The sequence below is a fragment of the Pararhizobium sp. IMCC21322 genome, from assembly GCF_030758295.1.
Lineage (GTDB): Bacteria > Pseudomonadota > Alphaproteobacteria > Rhizobiales.
In genome coordinates this window covers 860651-883017 of the sequence record NZ_CP132335.1, presented here as the reverse complement: position 1 = coordinate 883017, position 22367 = coordinate 860651, and the positions used below count along the sequence as shown (strand labels likewise).

Genomic DNA, 22367 nt, shown 5'->3' with positions numbered 1-22367 from the left:
GGTTGTAAAATTCATTTTATCAATCTCTAGTTTAAATCAGCCATGTTTCGGGATTTTCAATCGGTTCATTGCGTGAGGCCTTTTGCAATCCGATCACACAGCGCACAATAACCCACACCGCAATGGCCAGCATCAACACGAATCCTATCGCAACCAGCGTCAGGACAAGGGCTGCGAAAAACATCAGCACGCCGATCCAGAAGGTGCGGATGAGGAAGGTATAGTGCGTCTGGAGCCACGGAGCCGCTTTGCTGCGGTTCATATAGGCAAAAACCAGGCCGACAATACTTGTAATGCCAACCACAAAGCTGACCAGATAGAGGATATATACCAGCCGCACATTGTTCAGGCCGGGTGACATCCAATCATCAATCTGTTTTTCAATCGGATCATCATCCTGTGTCATGGTGCCATCCCCGAATTAGCTCGTCTGCCCAGTCTAAGTATCAAGGGTCCATGCTGTCTTGCAGGCATCGGCATGTCAAGCAAATGCGGCAAGCGTTATCAGAGACAGAACACATGTAATAATAATGACCTGCGCAATATCATCTGTACTCACATCATAGAGCATCGCCAGACTGAACGACATGGCACCTGCCGGAGCGGCGGCGGCCAGCATAAACTGGTTGCTGACATTGTCCGCGCCCACGGACAGCGTAAGACCAAGCCACATGGCTGCAGGAAACATGATGAGCTTGAGCAGCGTGAAGGTCATGACAACCTTGTCCGGCCGGAACCTTGTCTGGGAGAGGACAACACCCAGCGCATAAAGAGCAACCGGTGCCGCGCCTGCCCCGGAAAAACCGACAAAGGTATTCACCGGTGCCGGGACGGTGAAACCGGCCAGATTGAACACAAGACCAACAACAATGGCCTGAAGCATGGGAACCCTGGCAATGCCGAGTGCAACAGTGCCAGGACTTACCTTGCCAAGACTGATGATCTGAAGCGCCAGCATGGCGCCGCCAAAGGCCACAATTGCATCCAGGGTCACAATGCTGCTGATCGGCAGTACATTGGTTTCGCCGTAGAGCAGAACGGACATGGGCAGCACATAAAGCGCATTGTTGCCAAAAATCCCGCAAAACCCCAGTAGAAGCGACTCTTTTCGCGTGCGCCCAAACAGACGGTGAGCCACCCAGAAGCCACAGCTGAAAATGATGATCTGAACCAGCAGATAGACCAGAATAGGTGCAAGGCTGAAACTCTGGATTGACGAATTTGCAATCAGCCCAAAAATATAGATCGGAAGCAAAACAGACATGGCAAAACGGTTCAGCAGACGTGCATCATCAACGCTGGATTTGCCAGCCCGGCCCATGCCAAACCCGAAGGCCATTATAGCAAAGACCGGCAAAATGGGGTCCATCAGGACTTGAAGAATTTCCAATGCTGAAACCTTGTGGGAAGCCAGGACCTGGACTCAATTGGGAAATGCAGCCCTATGGCGCGGTGCCGATGCTGCTCTCATAGTCTGATCTGAGCTGCTGGAAAAGCGCAATATAGTCGATGTTGACGTAATTCATACCCATTTCCAGCGCCTCGTGAAAGCGCTCTTCATCAGACTTGTCAGTGTAGAACATCACCTCAAGACCGGCTGCCTGACATTCATAAATCCGGGATGCGTCAAACGAATCTGTATTGAACTCCACAATGCTGGCATGGTGTTCTTCTATGGCAGCTTCCGGGCTGCCTGCATTGCTCCAATGCACCATGCGGCGCACGTCGGGACAGTGCTGAAACATCTGCTGGCGCATCTGTGGATCGAAAGAAAAGGTGAAGCAGCGATCCGCAATATCAAGCTTGCGCACCACGCTTGAAACCTGTTCACAATCCGCACGTTTGATTTCCAGATAGAAACCAGCCCGGTCGGCAAAGGCTGCAAGATAGGCTTCAAGACGCGGGATGACCTGGCCTTCAAAGCGTGGCGCAAACCAGCGTCCAGCATCCAGTTCGTCAATCTCGGTGCTGTTCAACTCGGATATCGGACCAGAACCATTGGTCGTGCGATCGACTGTGTCGTCATGCAAGACATAAAGCACACCATCTGCTGACTGATGGATATCCAGTTCAATGATGGAACCGCCCAGCTTGAGCGCAGTTTCAGCAGAAGCAAATGTGTTTTCAGGAGCACTCAGACGTGCGCCCCTGTGACAGACCATTTTCGTTTGATGCACGGCTTGTTCCAATGCTTGTAACACCAGCACTTTGGCATGCGGATAGAGGCTGGAAAGCCCCTCTGGAGCGTTAATTATCTATGCGGGATCATTTGACCGAATTAGAGCGTTGCTGGTGAGGTACAGTTTACGCCGCAACGCTCTCTACCACAAGTGGAGCACAGCAATATCCAGCGAGCGCGCAAATCTCGCAGCATAAACTAATGCTCCAGGGTCTGGACCCTAGTAACCCATCATGCCGCGAATGACCGGGAGCACACTGGCAGCAAAAATGCCAACGCCGCCACCAATTGCCAACCGCAGTCCCAGTCCGCCCAGACTTGGGGCCATCCCCGAAAGAATGCCGCAAACCACAGCATACCAGGCGATTGTTGTTCCGTCGATTTCCATAAATCCTCCCAAGGCCGGAAACGCCGCAATGTTGGTGCGCACCCGGGACAGTGTCAAGTCGCCAGATGCTGCTACTCCAGCAGCAGATCTTCAAGCGGGTCATGTTCGGCCACGAAATGGCCAGGCGAGCGTTCCAGCAGCTTCGGCTGGTATGGGGTGTCGTTGCCCATTCGGGATGGCAAAAACCGCAGCCGCGCCATGGGATCAATCGGCGAGGTCAGTTCGCCCTTCAACCGCAGGCGTTTGCGACTTTTTTCGATTTTGGGATCCGGAATCGGAACCGCTGAAATGAGCTGTCGCGTGTAAGGGTGCTGAGGGTTTTTGAACAAATCATCACGATCTGCCATTTCCACCACACTGCCCAGATACATAACGAGAATGCGATGGGATATTTCCCGAACCACAGACAGATCGTGAGAAATAAACAGGTAAGACAGATCGGATTCAGCCTGTAATCCACCAAGCAATTCCAGTATCTGCGCCTGTATGGAGACGTCCAGCGCAGACACCGCCTCGTCACAAATAACCAGTTTGGGCCTTAGAATAGTGGCCCGGGCAATGCCAACACGCTGGTTTTGACCGCCTGATAATTCATGCGGATAACGGTTGATCATGGCCGGTTCCAGCCCGACCCGTTCCATCTGTGCCGCAATCAGGGCTTTGCGGTCTGCCTTGGTGGCATCACGCCGAAAAATGCGCATCGGCTCCATAATGGAATCGCCGATGGTCATGGCCGGGTTGAGGCTTGCCATCGGGTCCTGAAACACAATCTGCAAATCTTTGCGCTTCTGGGTCATGGCGTGTCGGTCCAGCGCGGTCAGATTAGCGCCAAGCCAGGTCACCGCGCCAAAGGTTGGCGGGATCAATTGCAGGACAGCGCGCGCAAGGGTGGATTTTCCTGAACCGGATTCACCGACAATGCCAATGGTTTCCCCGGGTCTCAAAGCGAAACTCACACCATCGACAGCGCGCAAAATGGCCGGCTTTGCGAAGAAGCCGTTGCTGATCTGGAAATGAACCTTCAGATCATCCACGTTCAGGAAGTCTTCCTGCTCCAGGCGCGGTTGATACGGTTTGATTTGCCGGTCCGAGCCTGACTTGCCGTCGAGACGCGGCATGGCCTCCAACAGCATTTTTGTGTAACCATTTTGCGGAGCATAGAAGATGTCATCGGCCGCGCCTTCCTCGACATAACGCCCGTAGCGCATCACCTGAATGCGGTCGCACATGCGCGCCACGACGCCCATATCATGGGTGATGAGGGCGATGGCTGTGCCATGATCCCGGCGCAACTCATCCATCAAATCCAGTATCTCGGCCTGAATGGTAACATCCAGAGCCGTGGTCGGTTCATCCGCGATCAGCAATTTGGGGTCACATAGCATCGCCATGGCGATCATCACCCGCTGACGCATGCCGCCGGACAATTCATGCGGGTATTGGCGCAGACGCTGGCTGGCGAGTGGAATGTGGACCCGCTGCAACCACTCAAGGCATTTGGCGTCCGCTTCTGCGCCGCTCATCTGCTGATGGGTTTTCAGAACTTCACGCATCTGCACGCCGATTTTCAGATGCGGCGTCAGCGACGTCAGCGGGTCCTGAAAAACCATGGATATGGCGCGGCCACGGATCTGGTTCAGCGCTTTGCCGTCCATGGCGAGCAGATCAGCACCCTGAAAATCCACCGTCCCGCGCGCGGTACCATTTCTATGCAGCAAACCCATTACGGCCAGAAACGTCTGGCTTTTGCCGGACCCGGATTCACCGACAATGCCCAAACATTCGCCGGGCAGAATGTCGCAATCAACGCCCTTCACAGCTTCCACAAGACCATCATGGGTCTGAAAATTCACATGGAGGTCACGAATGCTGAGCAAGGGCGTAGTGGTCACCATCTAATGATCCCTTGGATCAAACGCATCGCGCAGACCATCACCGATGAACAACAGGCTGAGCAACAACGTCACCAGAAAGCCTGCCGGGAACCAGAGCAGCCAGGGCATGACTTCAAACACATTTGCCCCTGCAGCAATCAGAGTGCCAAGCGAGGTCAGTGGCTCCTGAACGCCAAAGCCAAGATAAGACAGAAAGCTTTCGGTCGCGACGATTTCCGGCACGGTCAGAGCGGCATAAATCACCACCGGCCCCACCAGATTGGGCACGATGTGTCTGAAGATGATGGCAGGTGTGCTTTGCCCCGAAGCGCGGGCGGCTTCAATATATTCCCGGCGACGGATCGACAGGGTCTGCCCGCGGACAATGCGTGCCATCGTCAACCATTCCAGCGCGCCGATGGCGGCAAACAGCAAAAACACATTGCGTCCGAAAATCACCATCAGCAGAATGACAAACAGGATGTAAGGCAGCGCATAGATGATATCGACAAAGCGCATCATCGCCTGATCAATCCGCCCACCCAGATAACCGGCAAACGCGCCATACGTGACACCGATCACCACCGATACCAGTGTTGCAACCAGTGCGACGGCGAGGGAAATGCGGGTGCCAAACAGCGTGCGCGCCAAAAGATCGCGTCCGTTCTGATCAGTCCCGAAATAGTGCCCGCTTTCAAATGATGGCGGTACGCGAAAGGCGTTCCAGTCGGGGTCTTCATAATTGAAGGGCAGCAATGATGGTCCGATAAAAGCTGCAAGGATCAGCAGCACCAACAGAACCACACCTGTCATGGCCGCTTTGTTGCGGCGAAAGCGCCTCAGTGCATCCTGCGTCAGGCTGCGACCCTTCGGTGCCGTCAGGGCAACATCAGTTGCCTCTTGCCGATAGGAGCGCCCGATCATTGGCTTGTCACTTTCGGATCCAGCCAGGCATAGAGAATGTCGACAATGAGGTTCAGCATGACGATCAGAACCATGTAGAAAATCACGGTTCCAAGAACCATGCCGTAATCCCGATTGAGCGCTGCATTGATGAAATAGCGCCCGATCCCGGGCAATCCGAAAATGGTTTCCACTACGATGGACCCGGTCAGCAGATAACCGGCCGCGGGCCCCAGATAGGACACAACCGGCATCAATGCAGGCTTTAAAGCGTGGCGCAGGACGATGGGTCCTGTGTTCAGCCCCTTGGAGCGCGCCGTGCGGATAAAATTGGAATGCAGAACTTCAATCATGGCGCCGCGCATCAGGCGGGAAATCCGGGCGATATGCGGCAAGGCCAGCACGGCAACCGGCAGAACAATATAGCGCAATTCGCCATCGCCCCAGCCGCCCACCGGAAGCCAGCCAAGCTCGACGCCAAATGTCAGCTGAAAAATTGGCGCGAGCAGGAAACTGGGCAGGATCAGACCCAGTAATATGATGCTGGCAAGGGCATAATCAGGCAAGGAATTTCGCCAGAGCGCGCCATAAATGCCAGCAAGAATGCCAAAGAAAACAGCCACAATGAACGCAGTGCCGCCAATGGTGATGGTGTAAGGCAGGCCGAGTTTCAGCTGCTCTGCAACGCTGAAATCCTCATTTATGAAAGAGGGGCCCAAATCGCCCTGCAGCACATTACCAACATAGATCGCATATTGCTGGATCAGTGGTTTGTCGAGATTGTAGTGCGCTTCCAGATTCTGCTTCACGGCAGGCGGCAAAGGACGCTCGCCATCAAACGGTCCGCCAGGCGCCAGCCGCAGAATGAAGAAACAGACCGTGATTGCAATCCAGAGAACGGGGATTGTGGTGAGGAACCGCTTGAGTGCGTAAAGCAACATGGTTGGTGTGGTCCCTGCCAGACTTTGCATTAGTCCTGACTATGCGCTGTTGCAAAGTCTGGCAGGGACAAATCCAAATAGCTTATTCGGCAAGCTCCAGCCATCTTGTGCGGTGAATGTCGAAGACGTTGTTCTCAAAGCCCTTGACCTTCGGCGACACAACATTGCGTGACAAATAGTAGTAGATTGGAATGGCGGCGGTCTGATCCAGAGCAATTTGCTCCGCCTGCTTCATCAGTTCGGCCCGTTTTTTCAGATCAACGATGCCGTTGGATTGTGTCATCAGCGCATCGTACTCAGCATTGCTGAAGCGACCGTAATTGTTCGGAATACCAGTTTCCAGCAGGTTGAGGAAATTATGTGCATCATTGTAATCGGCCAACCAGCCAGCGCGCCCAATATCGACAATATTGCGCTGCAATTCATCATAATGCACCTTAACCTCAGTGTTATAGAGGCTCACTTCAATGCCCAGTTGCTTCCACATGGCAGCAACGGCAACTGCAATCCGCTTGTGGTTTTCGTTGGTGTTGTAGCGCAATTGAAGCGCCAGTGGATTGTCGGCATCAAACCCGGCATTTTCCAATAATGCTTTCGCTTCGGCAACTTTCTCGCCGTAAGGCAGGTCTTTCCAGCTGAAATAGGCTGGCTCGCCGTAATTGGCCATGCCAGGCGGCACCCAGGAATAGGCCGGCAATTCGCCCGTGCCCAATATCTGCGGGCCAATCACTTCCCGATTGATCGACATCGCCAGTGCCTGCCGCACATCTGCATTGTCAAACGGGGGCTTGTTGTGGTTGACCACATAGTAATACAGCCCGGCAAAAGCCGCGACCTGTGGCTCGCCCGGCATGTTCGTCTGCATCCATTCATACTGATCGGTCGGAAACTCGGTCATGATGTCGAAATCACCAGCGCGATACCGCTTCAGGGCAGCGGATGCATCTTCCAGAACGAAAAATTTTGCGCTTTCGATTTTCAGATTGGCTGCATTGTAATAGGTGTCGTTCCTGACTGTTGTCACGTGAGAGCCTGGAACCCATTCGGTTGGCCGGTAAGGACCATTGGTCACGATGTTATCGAGTTTGACCCAGTCGGCACCCTTATCCTCGACGACATGCCTTGGCACCGGATAGGCGGTGTAATGGGTCAGCGCGCCCAGAAAATAGGGCGTCGGCTGTTTCAGCGTGATTTCCAGAGTTGTGTCGTCCAGGGCTTTGACACCCAATTCGCCCAGATCGGAGATTGTGCCGCCATTGATCTCTTCTGCATTCATAATCGGATATTGCAGATAAGCATAATCTGCCGCAGTTGCCGGATCCACAAGCCGCTGAAGAGCAAACTCAAAATCACCTGCCGTAACAGGTGTTCCATCGGTCCATACGATGCCCTCGCGCAGGCTGAATGTGTAGGTCAGACCGTCTTCAGAAATGGTCCAGCTTTCCGCCTGTCCGGGAATTGGTTGCGCACCGCGATCCTCGGTCAGAAGGCCTTCAAAGATATCGCCAACGATCCGGTTTTCCCAGTCGCCGGAAACCTTGTGCGGATCGAGTGACGTTGGATCGCCACCATTGTGGATATTCAGTATTGCTGCCGACAATGGGGAAATCAGAACTGCCGAGACTGCAAACGCTGCTATCGATTTCAAGAAGCCGTGATACATTCTAAAGGTCTCCTCTTCTCTAAAAACTATTTAAATCAACACGTTAGCCTTGTAACACGTTGAACTGTGCGGTAACGATAGCTTGAGTGGTAGCGGCACACAATCACTAAGTGCATCTTTCGGTAGAGTGGCCTTGCGTTAGAATTCCAGGCCACACGGACTAAGATCGCCTTGCACAGCACTTTGTGGTATCTGGCTAAAGTCCAAACTCAGTCCACATCCAAACAAGGTCAGCCATGCGGTTTATTCTGGCTCTTCTACTGATCATAACAAGCCTTGCCACAGGCGCTCTGGCGCAAACATCTGTCGAAGATTTGACGGGTGACGAAAAAGCACCGGTGACGATGGATACGATGGGTGGCGAAACCATTGCTGCCGGACGGGATATTCCCTCCGATAGCGCCATTGCAAACCGGATTTCCGGGATTTTTGCAGAGATCGATGCCTTGAAAACAGTCAGGGTGTCCGTCCGCTCCGGTGTGGTTTTGCTGCAAGGTGCGTTGCCGGATCAGTTTGCCATTGATCAGGCAGAAGCGCTGGCAACCCGCGTTGAGGGGGTCGTGACCGTCTCGAATCAGTTGCAGGAAGAGACCTCTGTAACTGAGCGCATTGTTCCTGTCATGGAACGGCTCTCCACCCGCCTGCTACAGGCGCTTAACTACATTCCCCTGCTGACAGTGGCTGTTCTTGTTTTCGCAATCGTCGGCATTTTCGGCTGGTGGCTTGCGGCCCGTCGATGGCCGTTTGAAAGGATTGCGCCAAACGCCTTTATTTCCGATCTCCTGCGCCAGATCCTGCGTCTGGTGTTTTTGGGGCTCGGCCTTGTTCTGGCGCTCGATATTCTGGGGGCCAGTGCCGTCATTGGAACCGTTCTCGGGGCTGCCGGGATCGTCGGCCTTGCGGTTGGCTTTGCGGTGCGCGACACCGTTGAAAATTATATTGCGAGTATCTTGCTCAGCCTGCGCCAACCGTTCCGGCCCAAGGATTATGTGGAAATTGACGGGCATGAAGGCCACGTCATCATGTTGACGTCACGCGCGACCGTGCTGCTCAGTCTGGATGGCAATCATATTCGCATTCCCAACGCCACCGTCTTCAAAAGTGTGATCACAAATTACACGCGTCACCCTGAACGCATGTTTACTGTAGACATGGGTATTGCGCCCCATGGTGATCTTCAAAAGGCGGTAGATATCGGGCATGACGTGCTGAAGGATCTGGATTTCATTTTGAAGAAACCTCAGCCTGAATCCCGTATTGAAGAGCTTGGGGATTCGACTGTTCAGCTTCGATATGCAGGCTGGGTGGATCAACGCGAAACCAGTATGCCGCTGGCTCGGGGTCAGGCCATACGACTGATTATGCGCGCCCTGGAGAATGCCGGTTTTGAGCTTCCGGAACCAGGCTATCGCGTCACCCTTACCGATGCGAAATCTGCGCCGTCTGCCAAACCAGCTGCTTCTGCGAAGAAAAAACTGCCACCGGTTAAAGAGGCAGATATCTCGGCGGATGAAGGCATTGCAGAAATCGTCGAGGAAGAGCGCGCGCAATTGGGTGATCAGGATCTGTTGAAAGAGGATGCGCCCCAGGAAATGGGCTGAGGCTGGACGCTGTTGATCGTTCGTATGAGACGGGCAAATCATTCGCCGCCGCCTCTGATCTTTCACGAAGATCAAGAGGCCGAACGCGGGAATTGCCCGTGCTATTCGACCACAGGGAACGGTATTTCAGATACTGGCGCGGCTTTTCTCCCGCCAGCTCAGCAAGGCTGGTAAAAGCAGCAGATCAATCAACAAGGCGGCAAAGAGCGTCGTAATCATCATCCCGCCAAACAGTCGGATCGGGGTGAAAGCGCTGAACAGGGTCACGCAAAGGCCTGCTGTCAGCAAAAGTGTTGTCAGAACCATGACTTCCCCGGCCGATCCGGCCGCGATGCCAAGCGCTGCGGACGTGCTGGAACCCTGTTCTTTCGCAGTAAAATAGCGGCTGAGAAAATGCACTGTATCGTCGATGGCTATCCCGAAGGAGATAGTCAGAGCCAGAACAGCCGTCGGGCTGAGTTGACCTTGCGCCCAGATGTGCAGCGATGCCCCGGTGAGCATCAGCGGAAGCACATTCGGGATCAACAGGACTGGCACCAGCCGCACAGACCGGAACGCCAGTGCGACAAGTAGCGTTGCGCCTAACGCTGCCACGACCAATCCACGGGACAATTGTGAAATCAGACTGACCGCTTCATACCGCATGATCGTCGGCAACCCGATAATGCGGTCAGCTTCGGCGGCCAACGCTGCATCGTGGAGCCGATCGAATTGCGCCAGAGTGGCCGCGCTGAGCATTGGCTCAGGCATGGAGACAAAGATTCGGGATGTGGTGCCTGTGGGCTGCAATTGCTCAACCAGGGCGGTTGGGAGCATTTCGAGTTGCGCAGGCGTCGGGCGCTGCTCGGGTGTTCCGAGCCAACGGGCGAAATTGAGCTGGGACAGAACAGTTTGCGGCGCGCTTACGGTTTCCAGACTGTCGGCAATCCTGCGCGTTGTCTCCCAATCCCCGTCGCTTTCTATGATCATTTGAAAAACGCCGCCGAAATCGTCCGAAAGGGCGTTATTTGCAGCCACAATCGGGCTGTCGTCGGGTAGGTTCTGGTAAAGTGGGAACCATGCTTTTGTCTGCATGAATCCGAACGTCGATACAGCAAGAAGCACCAAACCGATTGCAGCCGTAATTCTTGGTCTTGCGGCGCCTGTATCGATCAGCATCTTTGCAATGAAGGTACCCTGCTGCAAAACAGGCTTGGCGGACAATGTCATCTGATTTGCCATCAGCGGGAATGTTATGATCACAATAACAAAAGCAAACATGGTTCCGATTGCTCCCAGAACAGCAAACTCAAACAATTGTTCGTTCCCGGTCAGCATTATGCTGGCGAAAGCTGCGGTTGTTGTGATTGCCGTTAAAGCGCAGGCAGGCCCGACAGTGACAATGGTGGTGCGGGCATTTTTTGTATCCTTGAAATGTCGTGACAAATGCACCCCATCTGCGACGCCCAGGACCAGCAACAGGATTGGTATCACATTGTTGAGCACAGTAATCGGGTAGCCAAGCCACACCGACAGCGCCAGAACACCCGCGGCCCCGACGATTGCAGGTACAACAGCCAGGAGGGCCATGCGCAGATCGCGCAGCAATCCAAAGGCCGCGATTGTGACGATCAGAGCGCCCCAAAGATTCAGAGAGATCAGTTCGTTTTTTAAACCAGAGACAATTTCGGCACTTATTACGTCTTCGCCAGTGATGGTCGCTGAAAGTTCAGGGGGCAGCACCCGGTCCAACTCGGCTGTAATGCCTTGCATGGCTCGCGCGACAGAGGTCTGATCAGAATTGACAGAAACGCTAAGAACCATGGCGGTCAACGCATCATTCAGAAAAATCGGCAGGCCGGTTTTGAGCGCTTTGAAGCTGGCAAGATCATCAGAAAAACCTGCCCTGATTTCCGGCGCGAACAGCGGCACGCCGGAAGGAGCGGTAGCGGTCGGTGGTAACCGCAAACTAAAGGGGGAAGCGACAGCGCTGACCCCGTCGAGAAATTCCAGATCAAGCGACAGGTCGCGCAAGGCTGTCATATTATTGACCGAGAACGGGTCTGGCGATGTGACGTGGATCAGGACAGTACTGACGGGTGGTGATTGTTTCGCTTCGTAATCACGTTGAGCTTGCGATAAAAGGCTGTCGGACAGAAAAACGCGGTGAATATCATCATCAAATGAAATGCGCGGAAGACTTGCCCCGATCGCAGCCAGCAGCACAAGGATGCAAAGGGCTGCAATTTTCGGAAATCTCAGCGCTGCAAGACCGAACCGTTCCGCACCAAAACCAATACCCCACGTCAATTTCAGACAGTCCGAAGAGGTCCCAGCGCCTTATGCTCCACGCCAATGCGAACCCACAGCATCGCAGCATTCAGCACCGTAAACACCAGCGCAACCCACACCAGCCCCAGAACCATTGGGCCAACGATAATTTCCGCGATCACCAGTATATAGTTGGGATGAGAAAAATATTTATACGGGCCACGCACAACGAGCGGTTCCTGAGAAACGATGATGCGTGTGGTCCACCGCTTTCCAAGGCTGGCCAAAATCCAGACCCGAAACACCTGCAACACTGCAAAGACGGCCAGCCAGCCAAGAGACACAGCCTCATCATAGCCGAAGATCACCAGACAGGCGATCCACGCGCTGTGCATCCCGACCATAACCGGATAGTGGCCAGCGCCAATCTCATACGCCCCCTGTTCCAGCAAACGGGCCGTGTTGCGGCGAGCGATGACCAACTCACTCAACCGCTGAATGATGATAAAGCTCAAAAACAGAACGGTGGCAGTCTGCATCATGCGGCCTCTGCGCTGACATGGAATGGCAAGAAAGAGGCTGTAAAGCCGGGGCCCAAAGCGCAGGCCATCATCTGGCCCGTCTTACCTGCATCCAGAACCGATTTCAATACGAACATAACTGTTGGCGCAGACATGTTGCCGACGTCGCGCAATGTATCACGCTCTGCGTCAAGACTGCCCTGGTTCAGGTGCAATGCGCCTTCAATGGCATCCACAACCTTGGCACCGCCGGGGTGACAGACATAGCGATCGATCTGCGCGTGATTCAGGTTTGCAGCTTTCAGCGCGCCCTCAGTTGCCCCCGCGAACTCTTTCGTCACAAAGGTCGGGATGGAACGGTCAAACACGACGCCGAATCCGGTTTCATCCACATCCCACCCCATGATCCCCAGTGTATCGGGCCATATTTTCTGATGCCCCGGACCCAAGATGACGGTCTTTTTCAGGACCGGGGCATTCGAACTGAGACATGCCGCCGCAGAACCATCGCCAAAAAGCACGGTCGCAATGATGTCCGATTTTTGCAGACGATCGGCGCGAAATGACACCGAACAGGTTTCGATCACAACAAGCAGGATTTTGGCACCCGGTTTGCCCGCAGCCAGCGATTGAGCCACGGACAATCCCGAAACTCCGCCCGCACAGCACAGCCAAGGCCAAACAATGGAACCCGCATGATATCATCACGAAAGCCCATCTCGGTGAATACCTGAGCCTCCAAAGTCGGCGTCGCAATGCCCGTTGAAGAAACAGTGATGACACAATCCACATCCGATCCGGTCCAGCCCGCATCTGCCAAAGCGCGGCCTGCGGCTTCAATGAACATTGCCTTTGCGCCAGCGATGAATGCTGCATTTCTGTCCGACCAGCCATGATTTTCAGAGAACCAGTCAATCGGCACAACGGAATACCGATTATCAATGCCAGCTGTGGCAAACGTTCTGGAGAGCCGATCGAATTGCGGATATTTTCCGCCGAATATTATGGCGGCGCGTTCCTGAACTTCTGCTTGGGTGAGGCAATATTGTGGAAGTGCTGTTGAGAGGCCATGGAGGTAAACGGTCAAACGAGACCCTTTCGGATGACCAGATGTCATCGCGTATGAGTATGCCCTTATCAAGGACATAGCGGCCCTGACTGTTATGACAACCATTCAGACCCGCTTTCGTTCCGAGGATCCTCAGCCTTTTGCTCAACAGGAAGCTGAATCAAAGAAGAATTTCGACCCTCTTCTGCTGTTGCCAGCTTCCCGTATTGCTATTCTAAAACCTGGTCTATTCTGCGGGCTGCGGGGCATTGCCCTCGCCATCGACTTTCAAGGGCGGCGTTTCGTCTGCAATGGCGGGCAAACTGCGCAGAACAATGCCAAGCAGCGGTGGCACGGTCAGCAGGGTCAGCAACGCAGACGTTGCCAAACCACCGACGACGACAGACCCAAGGCCGCGATAGAGTTCTGAACCCTCGCCCGGGAACAGCACCAGCGGCAACATGCCGAAGACGCTGGTCAGTGTGCTCATGAAAATCGGGCGGATGCGGTTTCTGGTGGCCTCAGTGATGGCCGCTTTCGGCTCCATACCGTCTTCACGCAGACGATGCAGCGACTGATGCACGATGAGAATGGCATTGTTGACCACAATCCCCACCAGAATGACAAACCCCAGCAAGGTCAGCATATCCAGTGGCTGGGTCTGGATGAGGTTCAATGCGGCCAGTCCGCCAACCCCGCCTGCAACTGCCACTGGCACGGATATCATGATGATCATTGGCAGAATGAAGCTTTCAAACAACACGGCCATGACAAGGAAGACAATCAGCAGCGCAATCACCAGATTGATGGAAATGGCATTCCAGGTCTGCGTCAACTGATCCGCTGTTCCCGACGGGGTGAAGCGCACGCCCGGCGGAAGACCGCCCTGTTCAAGCACCGCGACCACGTCGGTTTCCAGTATCTCCAGCGCTGTTTCCAGCGGTAGTTCGTTAGAGGGGCGCACCTCCAGCGTAACCGTTCTGAGCCGTTCACGATGCCGAATTTCTGTAGGGCCCGCTGTCACTGTGACGCTGGCAAGCGCCTCAACCGGCACAATCTGCCCGGATTGCGTCACAACCGGAAAAGCACCGATATCCTGCGTTCGCTGAATGTCAGAATTGGTGTCATCACCCTTCAGGGTCAGGTCAAAACGCGAAGATACCCACCGTCTATGCAATGGAAAAGGAGCCCGTGAACAGGCTCCTTCAGTTTCTGGTTTTTTGGGAACAACTTAGCGCTCAAATCCACCAACTTGCTCATAGAATGTCGCGCCAAACCCGGCCAACCCTTCGCGGACGCCACCAACAGCCGGGCCATATACTTGCAGTCCAGTGGGCGACAGAATGGCTAGGAAGCGCTCTGCGAAGTTCTCTCCGAAGTTGCCAAGGTGGATGCCAGCATCTTCATTTGTTTCGTACCGCTCATTGATGTGAATGGTGCTTCCTGAACGGTGCCATTCGTAAGACTTTGCACCTTCTTCCGCCATTGTTGCTTCGACCATTTCTGCCATCAGTGCGTTGAATGTGTCATCCTGACCCTCGGCCAAATTTGCCGTCAGCGTCCATACAATATCGTCGCTGTTTTCGGCTATAGCGGTAGTTGTCATAAGTCCTCCAAGCAGCAGTGCTGCAGTTGCTGTTTTGATCGCTTGCGTAATCATCTTGATTTCCCTCGTTTATCCGACGGCATGTTTGTCGCCGTTGAGATGAGGGTGCAGCATAGGAGGGTCCCTATGTATCGGGAGTTTCCCCTATTTTCTCACGAAAATTCTCAATCCATCACGATCCCGTGCTCGAGCGCGAACAGAGCAAGCGCGGGGCGGGCTCGGATACCTGTCTTGTTGTAGATATTCTGGATATGATGATCGGCAGTTTTAGGTGATATCCCAAGGGTTTGCGCAATTCCCGCCGTGGTTTCGCTTTTTGCCAATCGAGACAGAACCTGCGCTTCCCGACGCGTGAGCCCGAAGGGAAACGACGCCTGTGCTTCGCTTATTTTGTGACCAGCGGCCTGCAAAACTGACGAGACGGCGGTTGCCAGGAACCGCTTTTCACGACTCTGTGCATTCAAATGCTCGGCGGCTTGTTCGGGACTTATTGCCGGGCGATTGGGCATTCCATGCGTGAGTTCGTCGTATTCGTTTGCGGCCGCGAGGATATTCGCGCCCAAGTCCGTGAGCGGAACGCCACGATGATATCCCGACCCGTCCGCGCGCTCCTGGACTGACGCGGCCACGCCGGCCCATTGCGAGAATGGACTGCCGTGGGAAAGATAAAACTGCGTCTGATAGGTATGACGTTCCATCTCCAATCTTTCGGAGACGGCAAGTTCGGTTTCTTTGTACCAGATACGATTGTTTATCGCACATTTGCCGATGTCGTGAACCAGAGCGCCCAATCTAAGGTTAACGACGTCGCCTTTGGACATCTTCGCTATTTGTCCGGCTTGGGCGGCAAGACCCGCGACCCTGCGGGAATGGCTTAGGAAGCAAAGGGCTTTGTGGTCGGTCATATCGGCGGCAATCTCTGCCAAGGTTTCGCGACACTGGGGCGTCATGAGAACGCGCTCTCCAGGTTCCGCGGCGACGAAGCTTTCAAACTCCGGTGTCTTGCTGGCGGCTTTGAAAATTTCGTCCGCATGCTCAAGAAATTTGGCGCCCAAGTCCGGATCGATTTCGTGGCCAAGCTTGGTGGCAATGACCTCTTTCGCGCGGGTCGGGTTTTCTAGCCGTCGAACCAGCTCGGCCAGTTCGGTGACGCGATGAAGCCGCTGCAAATACGGGAGACTTGCCCCACCATAGGGAAGTACCTTCCCATCCCATCGGCCGTAAAAGTAGGGAATGCTTTCCAATACAGCTTTGGAAATGGGTAGCCGTTTGGCCAAGAGGTATGATTGGCGACAGTGGGCAGCGGTGAAGTCGGGCGCGGCTTCGGGGATGATATCGCAGATCGATTCAAATGCCGCATCACGCTCGTCTTCTGGGACGTCCAAAGCGATGAAATGATTCAGATGCTTCTTCAGATCGGCCCGGTCGGCCCAATCGCCCAGCATTGTCGCGACGGCAAATCCTTGATCATCGCCAATCGACAACATGCCGGTTTCGTGGCTGGTTATGGTGCACCCAATGAACCGAACCAAGGCAATGTGATACGCATCTTTTTGGGTTTCGATGTTGTCGCCGAGCCTTCGCGAAAATTCGGCGGCGACTATAGCCGCCGTCAAACCCGAACCCTGTGGTCTGCCCGTTGCAGCGTCCGCTGCCAATGCGAGAACACCCAGCCCTTCTGCTATTCCGGTCTTTGTTCCGCCCCCGAGGAGCGCTACTCCGAAACTCGCTAGTTGACCTATTCTCATTCAAGTTCACTTTTGCTGTCAGATGCATCTGAAACGAACCAATACCACAAGCAAATCAGATTCCTGCAATTCGGACCCTTCAGAGTTACCTCACACTTCTTCAATTTTCAATTGGATTGACGCGAACTAACCGAGACCTTGCAGGCGCAGCTTTAAGAATGTGTAAATTGGGCTCAGAGCCGACTTTCTCTGCATTCATACATGTGCATGGTATGATCTCGCGTCAACGTCGGGTTGGCGTTGAGGTTGGGCGCGGTGGAATTGAGGAACCACCATGCATATTCAAAATTTACCTGCTATTCGCGCTTGTCGTCCAGCCTGGAACAAAGGGCGCATTGTTGGACAGAAAAGCCCTTTGTTGCCGAAACATGTTTGGGCAATCCGCGTGCGGTTAGAAATTGCCGAGAATTACCGCGACTTGGCGGTGTTCAATCTGGCCATCGACAGCAAGCTGCGCGGTTGCGATCTGGTGAAACTGATGGTTGCTGATGTTTTTGCAGCCGGCCAAGTAAAGGAGCGAACATCGATCATTCAGAGCAAGACGCAAAAGCCGGTTCGGTTCGAGATCACTGAAGGAACCCGAAAGTCACTTCTTAGATGGATGGACGAACCATTGATGGTCGGCTCTGAGTTTCTGTGGCCTGGGCGTTTCCACGAACGTCTCCACATTTCGAGACGTCAATAAGCGCGACTGGTTCGAGAGTGGGTCAAGTCGGTTGGTCTGGAACCAAGTTCGCATGGGACCCATTCGATGCGTCGAACCAAGGTGTCGCAGATTTACAAGAGGACTGGCAATTTGCGTGCGGTTCAGCTTTTGCTTGGACATACAAAGATGGACAGCACAGTTCGATATCTTGGCGTCGAGCTAGAAGACGCGTTGGCAATCTCGGAAGCCGATGAAATCTGATTACCGGGGCCGTCTTCGCGGACGGCCTCTTTTTACCTGTTTTGTGAGTCGCTGTGATCCGACCAGTCGAAGGTCCGCTTCTTTCTATTCGGTTTGCCGGGTTCGCAAGCGCAGCGAAGTTCCGCTTCCCGCCCATTGCACCAACAACGCAAACAATCACTCCGCCGGCTGCGGGGCGTTCCCCTCGCCGTCGACTTTCAAAGGCGGCGTTTCGTCTGCAATGGCGGGCAAACTGCGCAGAACAATGCCCAGCAGCGGTGGCACGGTCAGCAGGGTCAGCAACGCAGACGTTGCCAAACCACCGACGACGACAGACCCAAGGCCGCGATAGAGTTCTGAACCCTCGCCCGGGAACAGCACCAACGGCAACATGCCGAAGACGCTGGTCAGTGTGCTCATGAATATCGGGCGGATGCGGTTTCTGGTCGCCTCAGTGATGGCCGCTTTCGGCTCCATACCGTCTTCACGCAGATGATGCAGTGACTGATGCACGATGAGAATGGCATTGTTGACCACAATCCCCACCAGAATGACAAATCCCAGCAACGTCAGCATATCCAGTGGTTGGGTCTGGATGAGGTTCAATGCGGCCAGTCCGCCAACCCCGCCTGCAGCTGCCACCGGCACGGATATCATGATGACCATTGGCAGAATGAAGCTTTCAAACAACACGGCCATGACAAGGAAGACAATCAGCAGCGCAATCACCAGATTGATGGAAATGGCATTCCAGGTTTGCGTCAACTGATCCGCTGTTCCCGACAGGGTGAAGCGCACACCCGGCGGAAGACCGCCCTGTTCAAGCACCGCGACCACGTCGGTTTCCAGTATCTCCAGCGCTGTTTCCAGCGGTAGTTCGTTAGAGGGGCGCACCTCCAGCGTAACCGTTCTGAGCCGTTCACGATGCCGGATTTCTGTTGGGCCTGCCGTCACTGTGACGCTGGCAAGCGCCTCAACCGGCACAATCTGCCCGGATTGCGTCACAACCGGAAAAGCACCGATATCCTGCGTTCGCTGAATGTCAGAATTGGTGTCATCGCCCTTCAGGGTCAGGTCAATTCGCTGCCCTCCGACAGTAATTTCGGCAATGCGCACGCCGTCATTATAGGCATCCACCGTGGTTGCCAGATTGGCAGCCCCAACGCCTGCATCCGCCAGTCTCAGGCGGTCAGGTGTCAGCCGCACTTCCGGCGCGCCCAATTCCAGCCCTGGTATGGGACGGAACTGGTGTCCCTCGGCACGCGGTAACCGGCCGGCAATGATGCCGGCGGCCTGCTGTGCAACGCCCAGAATATCTTCCAGATCAGGGCCCGAAACGTTCAGTTCTATGGCACGCCCACCGCCAATGCCGCGACCAAACAGGGATGGCTGCGTGATGAAGCCGAATGTACCGGGCTCGGAGAAGATGGGCCGCGACAGAACCGGGATCAGTTCGCCAACGCGGGTTCCGTCTTTTGCATCGGCTCCGACAAAGGAGTTGCTGGGTGTTGCCACAAAGAAGAAGCTTTCAATGGCAGGCGGCCCTTCAGGGTCATCCAGATCCTTGTTCCATATCGGTTCTGCAACATCTTCAATGCGCTTGGCGATGCTGGTGGTGGTTTCAAGATTGTAACCGGGTGGTGGAATGACAATTCCAAAGATCAAATTTCGGTTGCCCTCGGGCAGATATTCCAGCTCTGGCAGATAATACCAGGCCGCAGAAATAGCGCTGCCACCGATCAGCGCCACCATGAACAGGCCAAGAATACGGTTGGCAATTGTGACTTTCACATAGGCCATGATCCCTCTGGAGAAGAACCGGGCAAAATGATCAATGATTGGCAGGCGGATTGGCTCAAGCTTGCCTTTACTGCCTAAAAGGCGACTGGACAGAGCCGGTATGACGGTCACCGCCACAATCAGCGACAACACCACAGACACCGATATCGCTACCGCAATGTCGCGGAACAATTGCCCAGCTTCCAGTTCCATGACGAGAATGGGAATGAACACCATAACGGTGGTCAGGGCTGACACCAGAATGGCCCCCCAAACCTGCCGTGCACCCTCATAGGCTGCCTGCCGGGATGAATATCCCATCTGCCGGAAACGGAAGATATTTTCCAACACCACAATTGCCGCATCCACCACCATGCCGACAGCAAAGGCAATGCCAGCCAGCGAGATGACGTTCAGCGTTCGGCCCATGGCGGCCATTGCCACAAAGGAGGCAACAACGGACACTGGAATGGCCAGCGAAATGACCAAAGTTGCCCGTGGTGAGCGCAAAAACAGCATCAGAATGAAGGCAGCGAGAATGCCACCCACCCAGATGTTCTGGGTCACCAGATCAATGGCGCTGTTGATATAAAGCGTTTCATCATAGACCTGATTGAGTTTTAGGCCTGCAGGCTCAATGTCACGTTTCTCAAGCGACAGCAGCGTTTGCCGCACGCCTTCCATGGTTTCAATGACATTCGCCCCGGCATCCCGGACCGCATTGATGGCAATGGCAGGCTGGCCCTTGTAGCGAATGCGTGCGCCGGGCTCTTTATAGTCAAACCTGACGGTGGCAACATCTCTGACCAGCACGCGGCCCAGACGCTCTGTGCCTAGATCGGTTTCGCTGCGCAGAACCACCGCGTTGACGGATTCCAGCGTGTTCAATTCCCCTTGCGCGCGCACAATATAGCGGCGCTTGCCTTCCTCCACATCGCCGGCAGAGACAGAAATGTTTTCCGACCGCATTTTTGAAATGACCTGCGGGATGGTCAGACGAAAGCGGGCCAGCCGTTCCGGATTGATGACAACCTGCAACTCGCGCGAGACGCCGCCATATACATTGACATTGGCAACGCCTTCCACACGTTCCACCTGCTCTTTGACCACGTCTTCGATGAAGTCGCCATATTCAGCAATTTCGCGTGTATTGCCCTCGGCCCGCGTTAGAATGAACCAGGCAATGGGACTGTCTTCCGCGCCCGATGTATTGAGCGTTGGCTGGCCTGCTTCATCAGGATAGGAATTCACCCGGTCCAGCCGGTTTGAGACCAGCAACAAGGCGCGGTCCATATTGGTGCCGATGGCAAATTCCAGTGTGACTTCAGCGCGCCCTGTCTGGGACCGGGACAGCATGGTCTCCAGACCGTCGAGCCCGCGCAACACGTCTTCCTGCGGATTGACGATCTCGCGCTCTACTTCTGCAGGCGCAGCACCACCCCAGTCAGTACCGATGATGATAATGGGCTTGCGCACATCCGGCGCAAGCTGGATGGGAATGGTGCTTAATGCCACCAGACCAAACAGCACAGCCATCAGCACCGCTGCGATAACAGCAATCGGGCGTTCAATGGCATATTTGATGATGTTCATGAGCTATCCGCCACTTTTTTCATCGGACGATGTGTCGCCTGCGTCTGATTGCGCTGCTTTGGGGGCTTCTGCATCAGGAGCCGCTTCACCGCCCTGTCCGCCACCTGGAGCTCCACCGGGGGCACTACTTGAGGCACCTCCGGGTGGTCCGGTCATGATATCTTGTCCCGGACGCAGCCGTTCATTGCCCCGCACCACTACCTGCTGACCTTCCTGCAGGCCGCTCAGCACTTCAAAACGGTCAGCCACAGCTGCACCAATCTGGACGGGTCGCGGTTGAGCTTTGCCTTCTTCCGCTATGTAAACAATCCAGCCGCCCCGAGCCTGCACCAAAGCATCCTTGGGCACTGTCAGCACCGATTTTTCCTCTGAAACCGGCACCAGAACCGTTACAGACTGACCTTCGGCAAAGGGTGTGCTGCCATCGGTGGCGTCGGCTGCGGTGAAGGGTGCGATCAACCGCACCGGCCGGGTGCGGGTGGACACGGTCTCGCGCGGCAGAACGGCACGAACCATGGCCTGGTATTCGCCGCCATCGGCCAATCTGACATTGACTTCGCGCCCTTGCGCCAGTCCTGCAACATAAGCAGCAGGCACATCGGCCACAATTTCCAGATGCGCGCCGTCCAGAAGGGTTGCAACTGCGCTGCCGGTGGTAATGTATTCACCGGGCTGCGCCTGACGTTCCAGAATTGTGCCTGAAAACGGCGCGCGTATTTCGGCATTCTGCAGATTGTAGCGGCTGCGCGCGATGGTCACATCGGCACTTTTGATGCGCGCCTGTGCCTGCGCGATCTGTCCCTGCGCACGCTGCAATTGCTGTCCCAGATCGTTGAACTGACCCTGGGAGAAAGCCGGCGATTTTTTAAGACGCTCTATGCGTTCAAACGCCTGCCGCGCCAGCGCCAGATCGGCCTCGGCGACGGTCAGCCCGGCAGAAGCTTCGTTGCGCGCAGCTTCTGCCGCCCCCAATTCAATGCCCAGAAGCTCCGTATCCAGCCGAACCAGCGGATCCCCTTCACTCACGCGGTCGCCCACCTGAACCGAGACCTCGACAATGAGGCCTGGAATGCGGCTGGCAACCACGCTGCTGGTTGGCGCCACAAACTCGCCCAGCACAGGCGCTGTTTCGGTAAAGGAACGCGTCTCGATGGTTTCCACAACCACCCCTGCAGGGCCGCCTTGGGCACTGGCGCTATTGGGCACGCTTGTGGTCAGGCAAGCGATCAGGACACCACCTGCTACCAGCAATGGAAGTCGGTCATTCAGTCCTGGCAGAAGATGCATGTAATTGTCTTTCAGTTAAACACGCTTTAAGAACGGCAATATATAGCGATTGCACCGACCAGCAAGTACAAGCTGGGCGCAAAACGGTTTTAAAATCTTT

The 22367-nt window shown here is 54.8% G+C and carries 18 protein-coding genes and 1 pseudogene; 2 read left to right on the top strand and 17 right to left on the bottom strand.

Going from position 1 to position 22367, the window contains the following annotated elements; genetic code table 11:
- Window positions 1-31 precede the first annotated feature (31 nt).
- The 8 genes from RAL91_RS04420 to RAL91_RS04385 form a co-directional block, all read right to left on the bottom strand.
- Window positions 32-406, bottom strand: a complete 375-nt coding sequence (locus RAL91_RS04420; protein ID WP_306260079.1) for a hypothetical protein — start codon at window positions 404-406, stop codon at window positions 32-34.
- Between the two features lie 75 nt (window positions 407-481).
- Window positions 482-1390 (bottom strand): AEC family transporter, encoded by a 909-nt coding sequence (locus RAL91_RS04415; RefSeq protein ID WP_306260077.1) that lies wholly within the window; start codon window positions 1388-1390, stop codon window positions 482-484.
- A gap of 52 nt (window positions 1391-1442) precedes the next feature.
- Window positions 1443-2177, bottom strand: a complete 735-nt coding sequence (locus RAL91_RS04410; protein ID WP_306260075.1) for a glycerophosphodiester phosphodiesterase family protein — start codon at window positions 2175-2177, stop codon at window positions 1443-1445.
- A 222-nt stretch (window positions 2178-2399) separates the two neighbouring features.
- Window positions 2400-2624, bottom strand: a complete 225-nt coding sequence (locus RAL91_RS04405) for a hypothetical protein (protein WP_306260074.1) — start codon at window positions 2622-2624, stop codon at window positions 2400-2402.
- A 14-nt stretch (window positions 2625-2638) separates the two neighbouring features.
- A complete protein-coding gene (locus RAL91_RS04400; RefSeq protein WP_306260072.1) occupies window positions 2639-4462 on the bottom strand; it encodes an ABC transporter ATP-binding protein in 1824 nt (607 codons plus the stop codon).
- Window positions 4463-5365, bottom strand: coding sequence for an ABC transporter permease (locus tag RAL91_RS04395; RefSeq protein ID WP_306260070.1), 903 nt, complete (start codon window positions 5363-5365; stop codon window positions 4463-4465).
- Window positions 5362-6285 carry an ABC transporter permease subunit gene (locus RAL91_RS04390; RefSeq protein WP_306260069.1) on the bottom strand — a complete coding sequence of 308 codons (924 nt, stop codon included), beginning with the start codon at window positions 6283-6285 and terminating at the stop codon, window positions 5362-5364. The genes RAL91_RS04395 and RAL91_RS04390 overlap by 4 nt, the downstream gene beginning before the upstream one ends.
- A gap of 82 nt (window positions 6286-6367) precedes the next feature.
- On the bottom strand, window positions 6368-7948 hold the full coding sequence (locus tag RAL91_RS04385; protein ID WP_306260068.1) for a peptide ABC transporter substrate-binding protein: 1581 nt from the start codon (window positions 7946-7948) through the stop codon (window positions 6368-6370).
- A gap of 236 nt (window positions 7949-8184) precedes the next feature.
- Here RAL91_RS04385 and RAL91_RS04380 point away from each other — a divergent pair, with 236 nt between their 5' ends.
- Window positions 8185-9549 (top strand): mechanosensitive ion channel family protein, encoded by a 1365-nt coding sequence (locus tag RAL91_RS04380; protein ID WP_306260066.1) that lies wholly within the window; start codon window positions 8185-8187, stop codon window positions 9547-9549.
- A 126-nt stretch (window positions 9550-9675) separates the two neighbouring features.
- Here the strand turns inward: RAL91_RS04380 and RAL91_RS04375 are convergent, their stop codons facing one another.
- The 7 genes from RAL91_RS04375 to RAL91_RS04345 form a co-directional block, all read right to left on the bottom strand.
- A complete protein-coding gene (locus RAL91_RS04375; RefSeq protein ID WP_306260064.1) occupies window positions 9676-11838 on the bottom strand; it encodes an RND family transporter in 2163 nt (720 codons plus the stop codon).
- Between the two features lie 2 nt (window positions 11839-11840).
- A complete protein-coding gene (locus RAL91_RS04370) occupies window positions 11841-12341 on the bottom strand; it encodes an isoprenylcysteine carboxyl methyltransferase family protein (RefSeq protein WP_306260062.1) in 501 nt (166 codons plus the stop codon).
- Entirely contained in the window at window positions 12338-12958 is a 621-nt protein-coding gene (locus RAL91_RS04365) for a 3-oxoacyl-[acyl-carrier-protein] synthase III C-terminal domain-containing protein (protein WP_306262777.1), read from the bottom strand. The genes RAL91_RS04370 and RAL91_RS04365 overlap by 4 nt, the downstream gene beginning before the upstream one ends.
- Window positions 12904-13407, bottom strand: coding sequence for a hypothetical protein (locus RAL91_RS04360; RefSeq protein WP_306260060.1), 504 nt, complete (start codon window positions 13405-13407; stop codon window positions 12904-12906). The genes RAL91_RS04365 and RAL91_RS04360 overlap by 55 nt, the downstream gene beginning before the upstream one ends.
- A 208-nt stretch (window positions 13408-13615) precedes the next feature.
- Window positions 13616-14545 carry an efflux RND transporter permease subunit gene (locus RAL91_RS04355; RefSeq protein WP_306260059.1) on the bottom strand — a complete coding sequence of 310 codons (930 nt, stop codon included), beginning with the start codon at window positions 14543-14545 and terminating at the stop codon, window positions 13616-13618.
- Between the two features lie 54 nt (window positions 14546-14599).
- On the bottom strand, window positions 14600-14974 hold the full coding sequence (locus RAL91_RS04350; RefSeq protein WP_306260057.1) for a putative quinol monooxygenase: 375 nt from the start codon (window positions 14972-14974) through the stop codon (window positions 14600-14602).
- A 164-nt stretch (window positions 14975-15138) separates the two neighbouring features.
- Entirely contained in the window at window positions 15139-16590 is a 1452-nt protein-coding gene (locus RAL91_RS04345) for an HD domain-containing phosphohydrolase (protein WP_306260055.1), read from the bottom strand.
- Window positions 16591-16996: 406 nt separating this feature from the next.
- Between RAL91_RS04345 and RAL91_RS04340 the strand changes: the two are divergent.
- Window positions 16997-17629: pseudogene (locus RAL91_RS04340) on the top strand (tyrosine-type recombinase/integrase).
- A 156-nt stretch (window positions 17630-17785) separates the two neighbouring features.
- On the opposite strand, the gene RAL91_RS04335 reads toward RAL91_RS04340, so the two are convergent.
- Window positions 17786-20980 carry an efflux RND transporter permease subunit gene (locus RAL91_RS04335; protein WP_306260053.1) on the bottom strand — a complete coding sequence of 1065 codons (3195 nt, stop codon included), beginning with the start codon at window positions 20978-20980 and terminating at the stop codon, window positions 17786-17788.
- Window positions 20981-20983: 3 nt separating this feature from the next.
- Window positions 20984-22267, bottom strand: coding sequence for an efflux RND transporter periplasmic adaptor subunit (locus RAL91_RS04330; RefSeq protein ID WP_306260051.1), 1284 nt, complete (start codon window positions 22265-22267; stop codon window positions 20984-20986).
- Window positions 22268-22367: the final 100 nt, after the last annotated feature.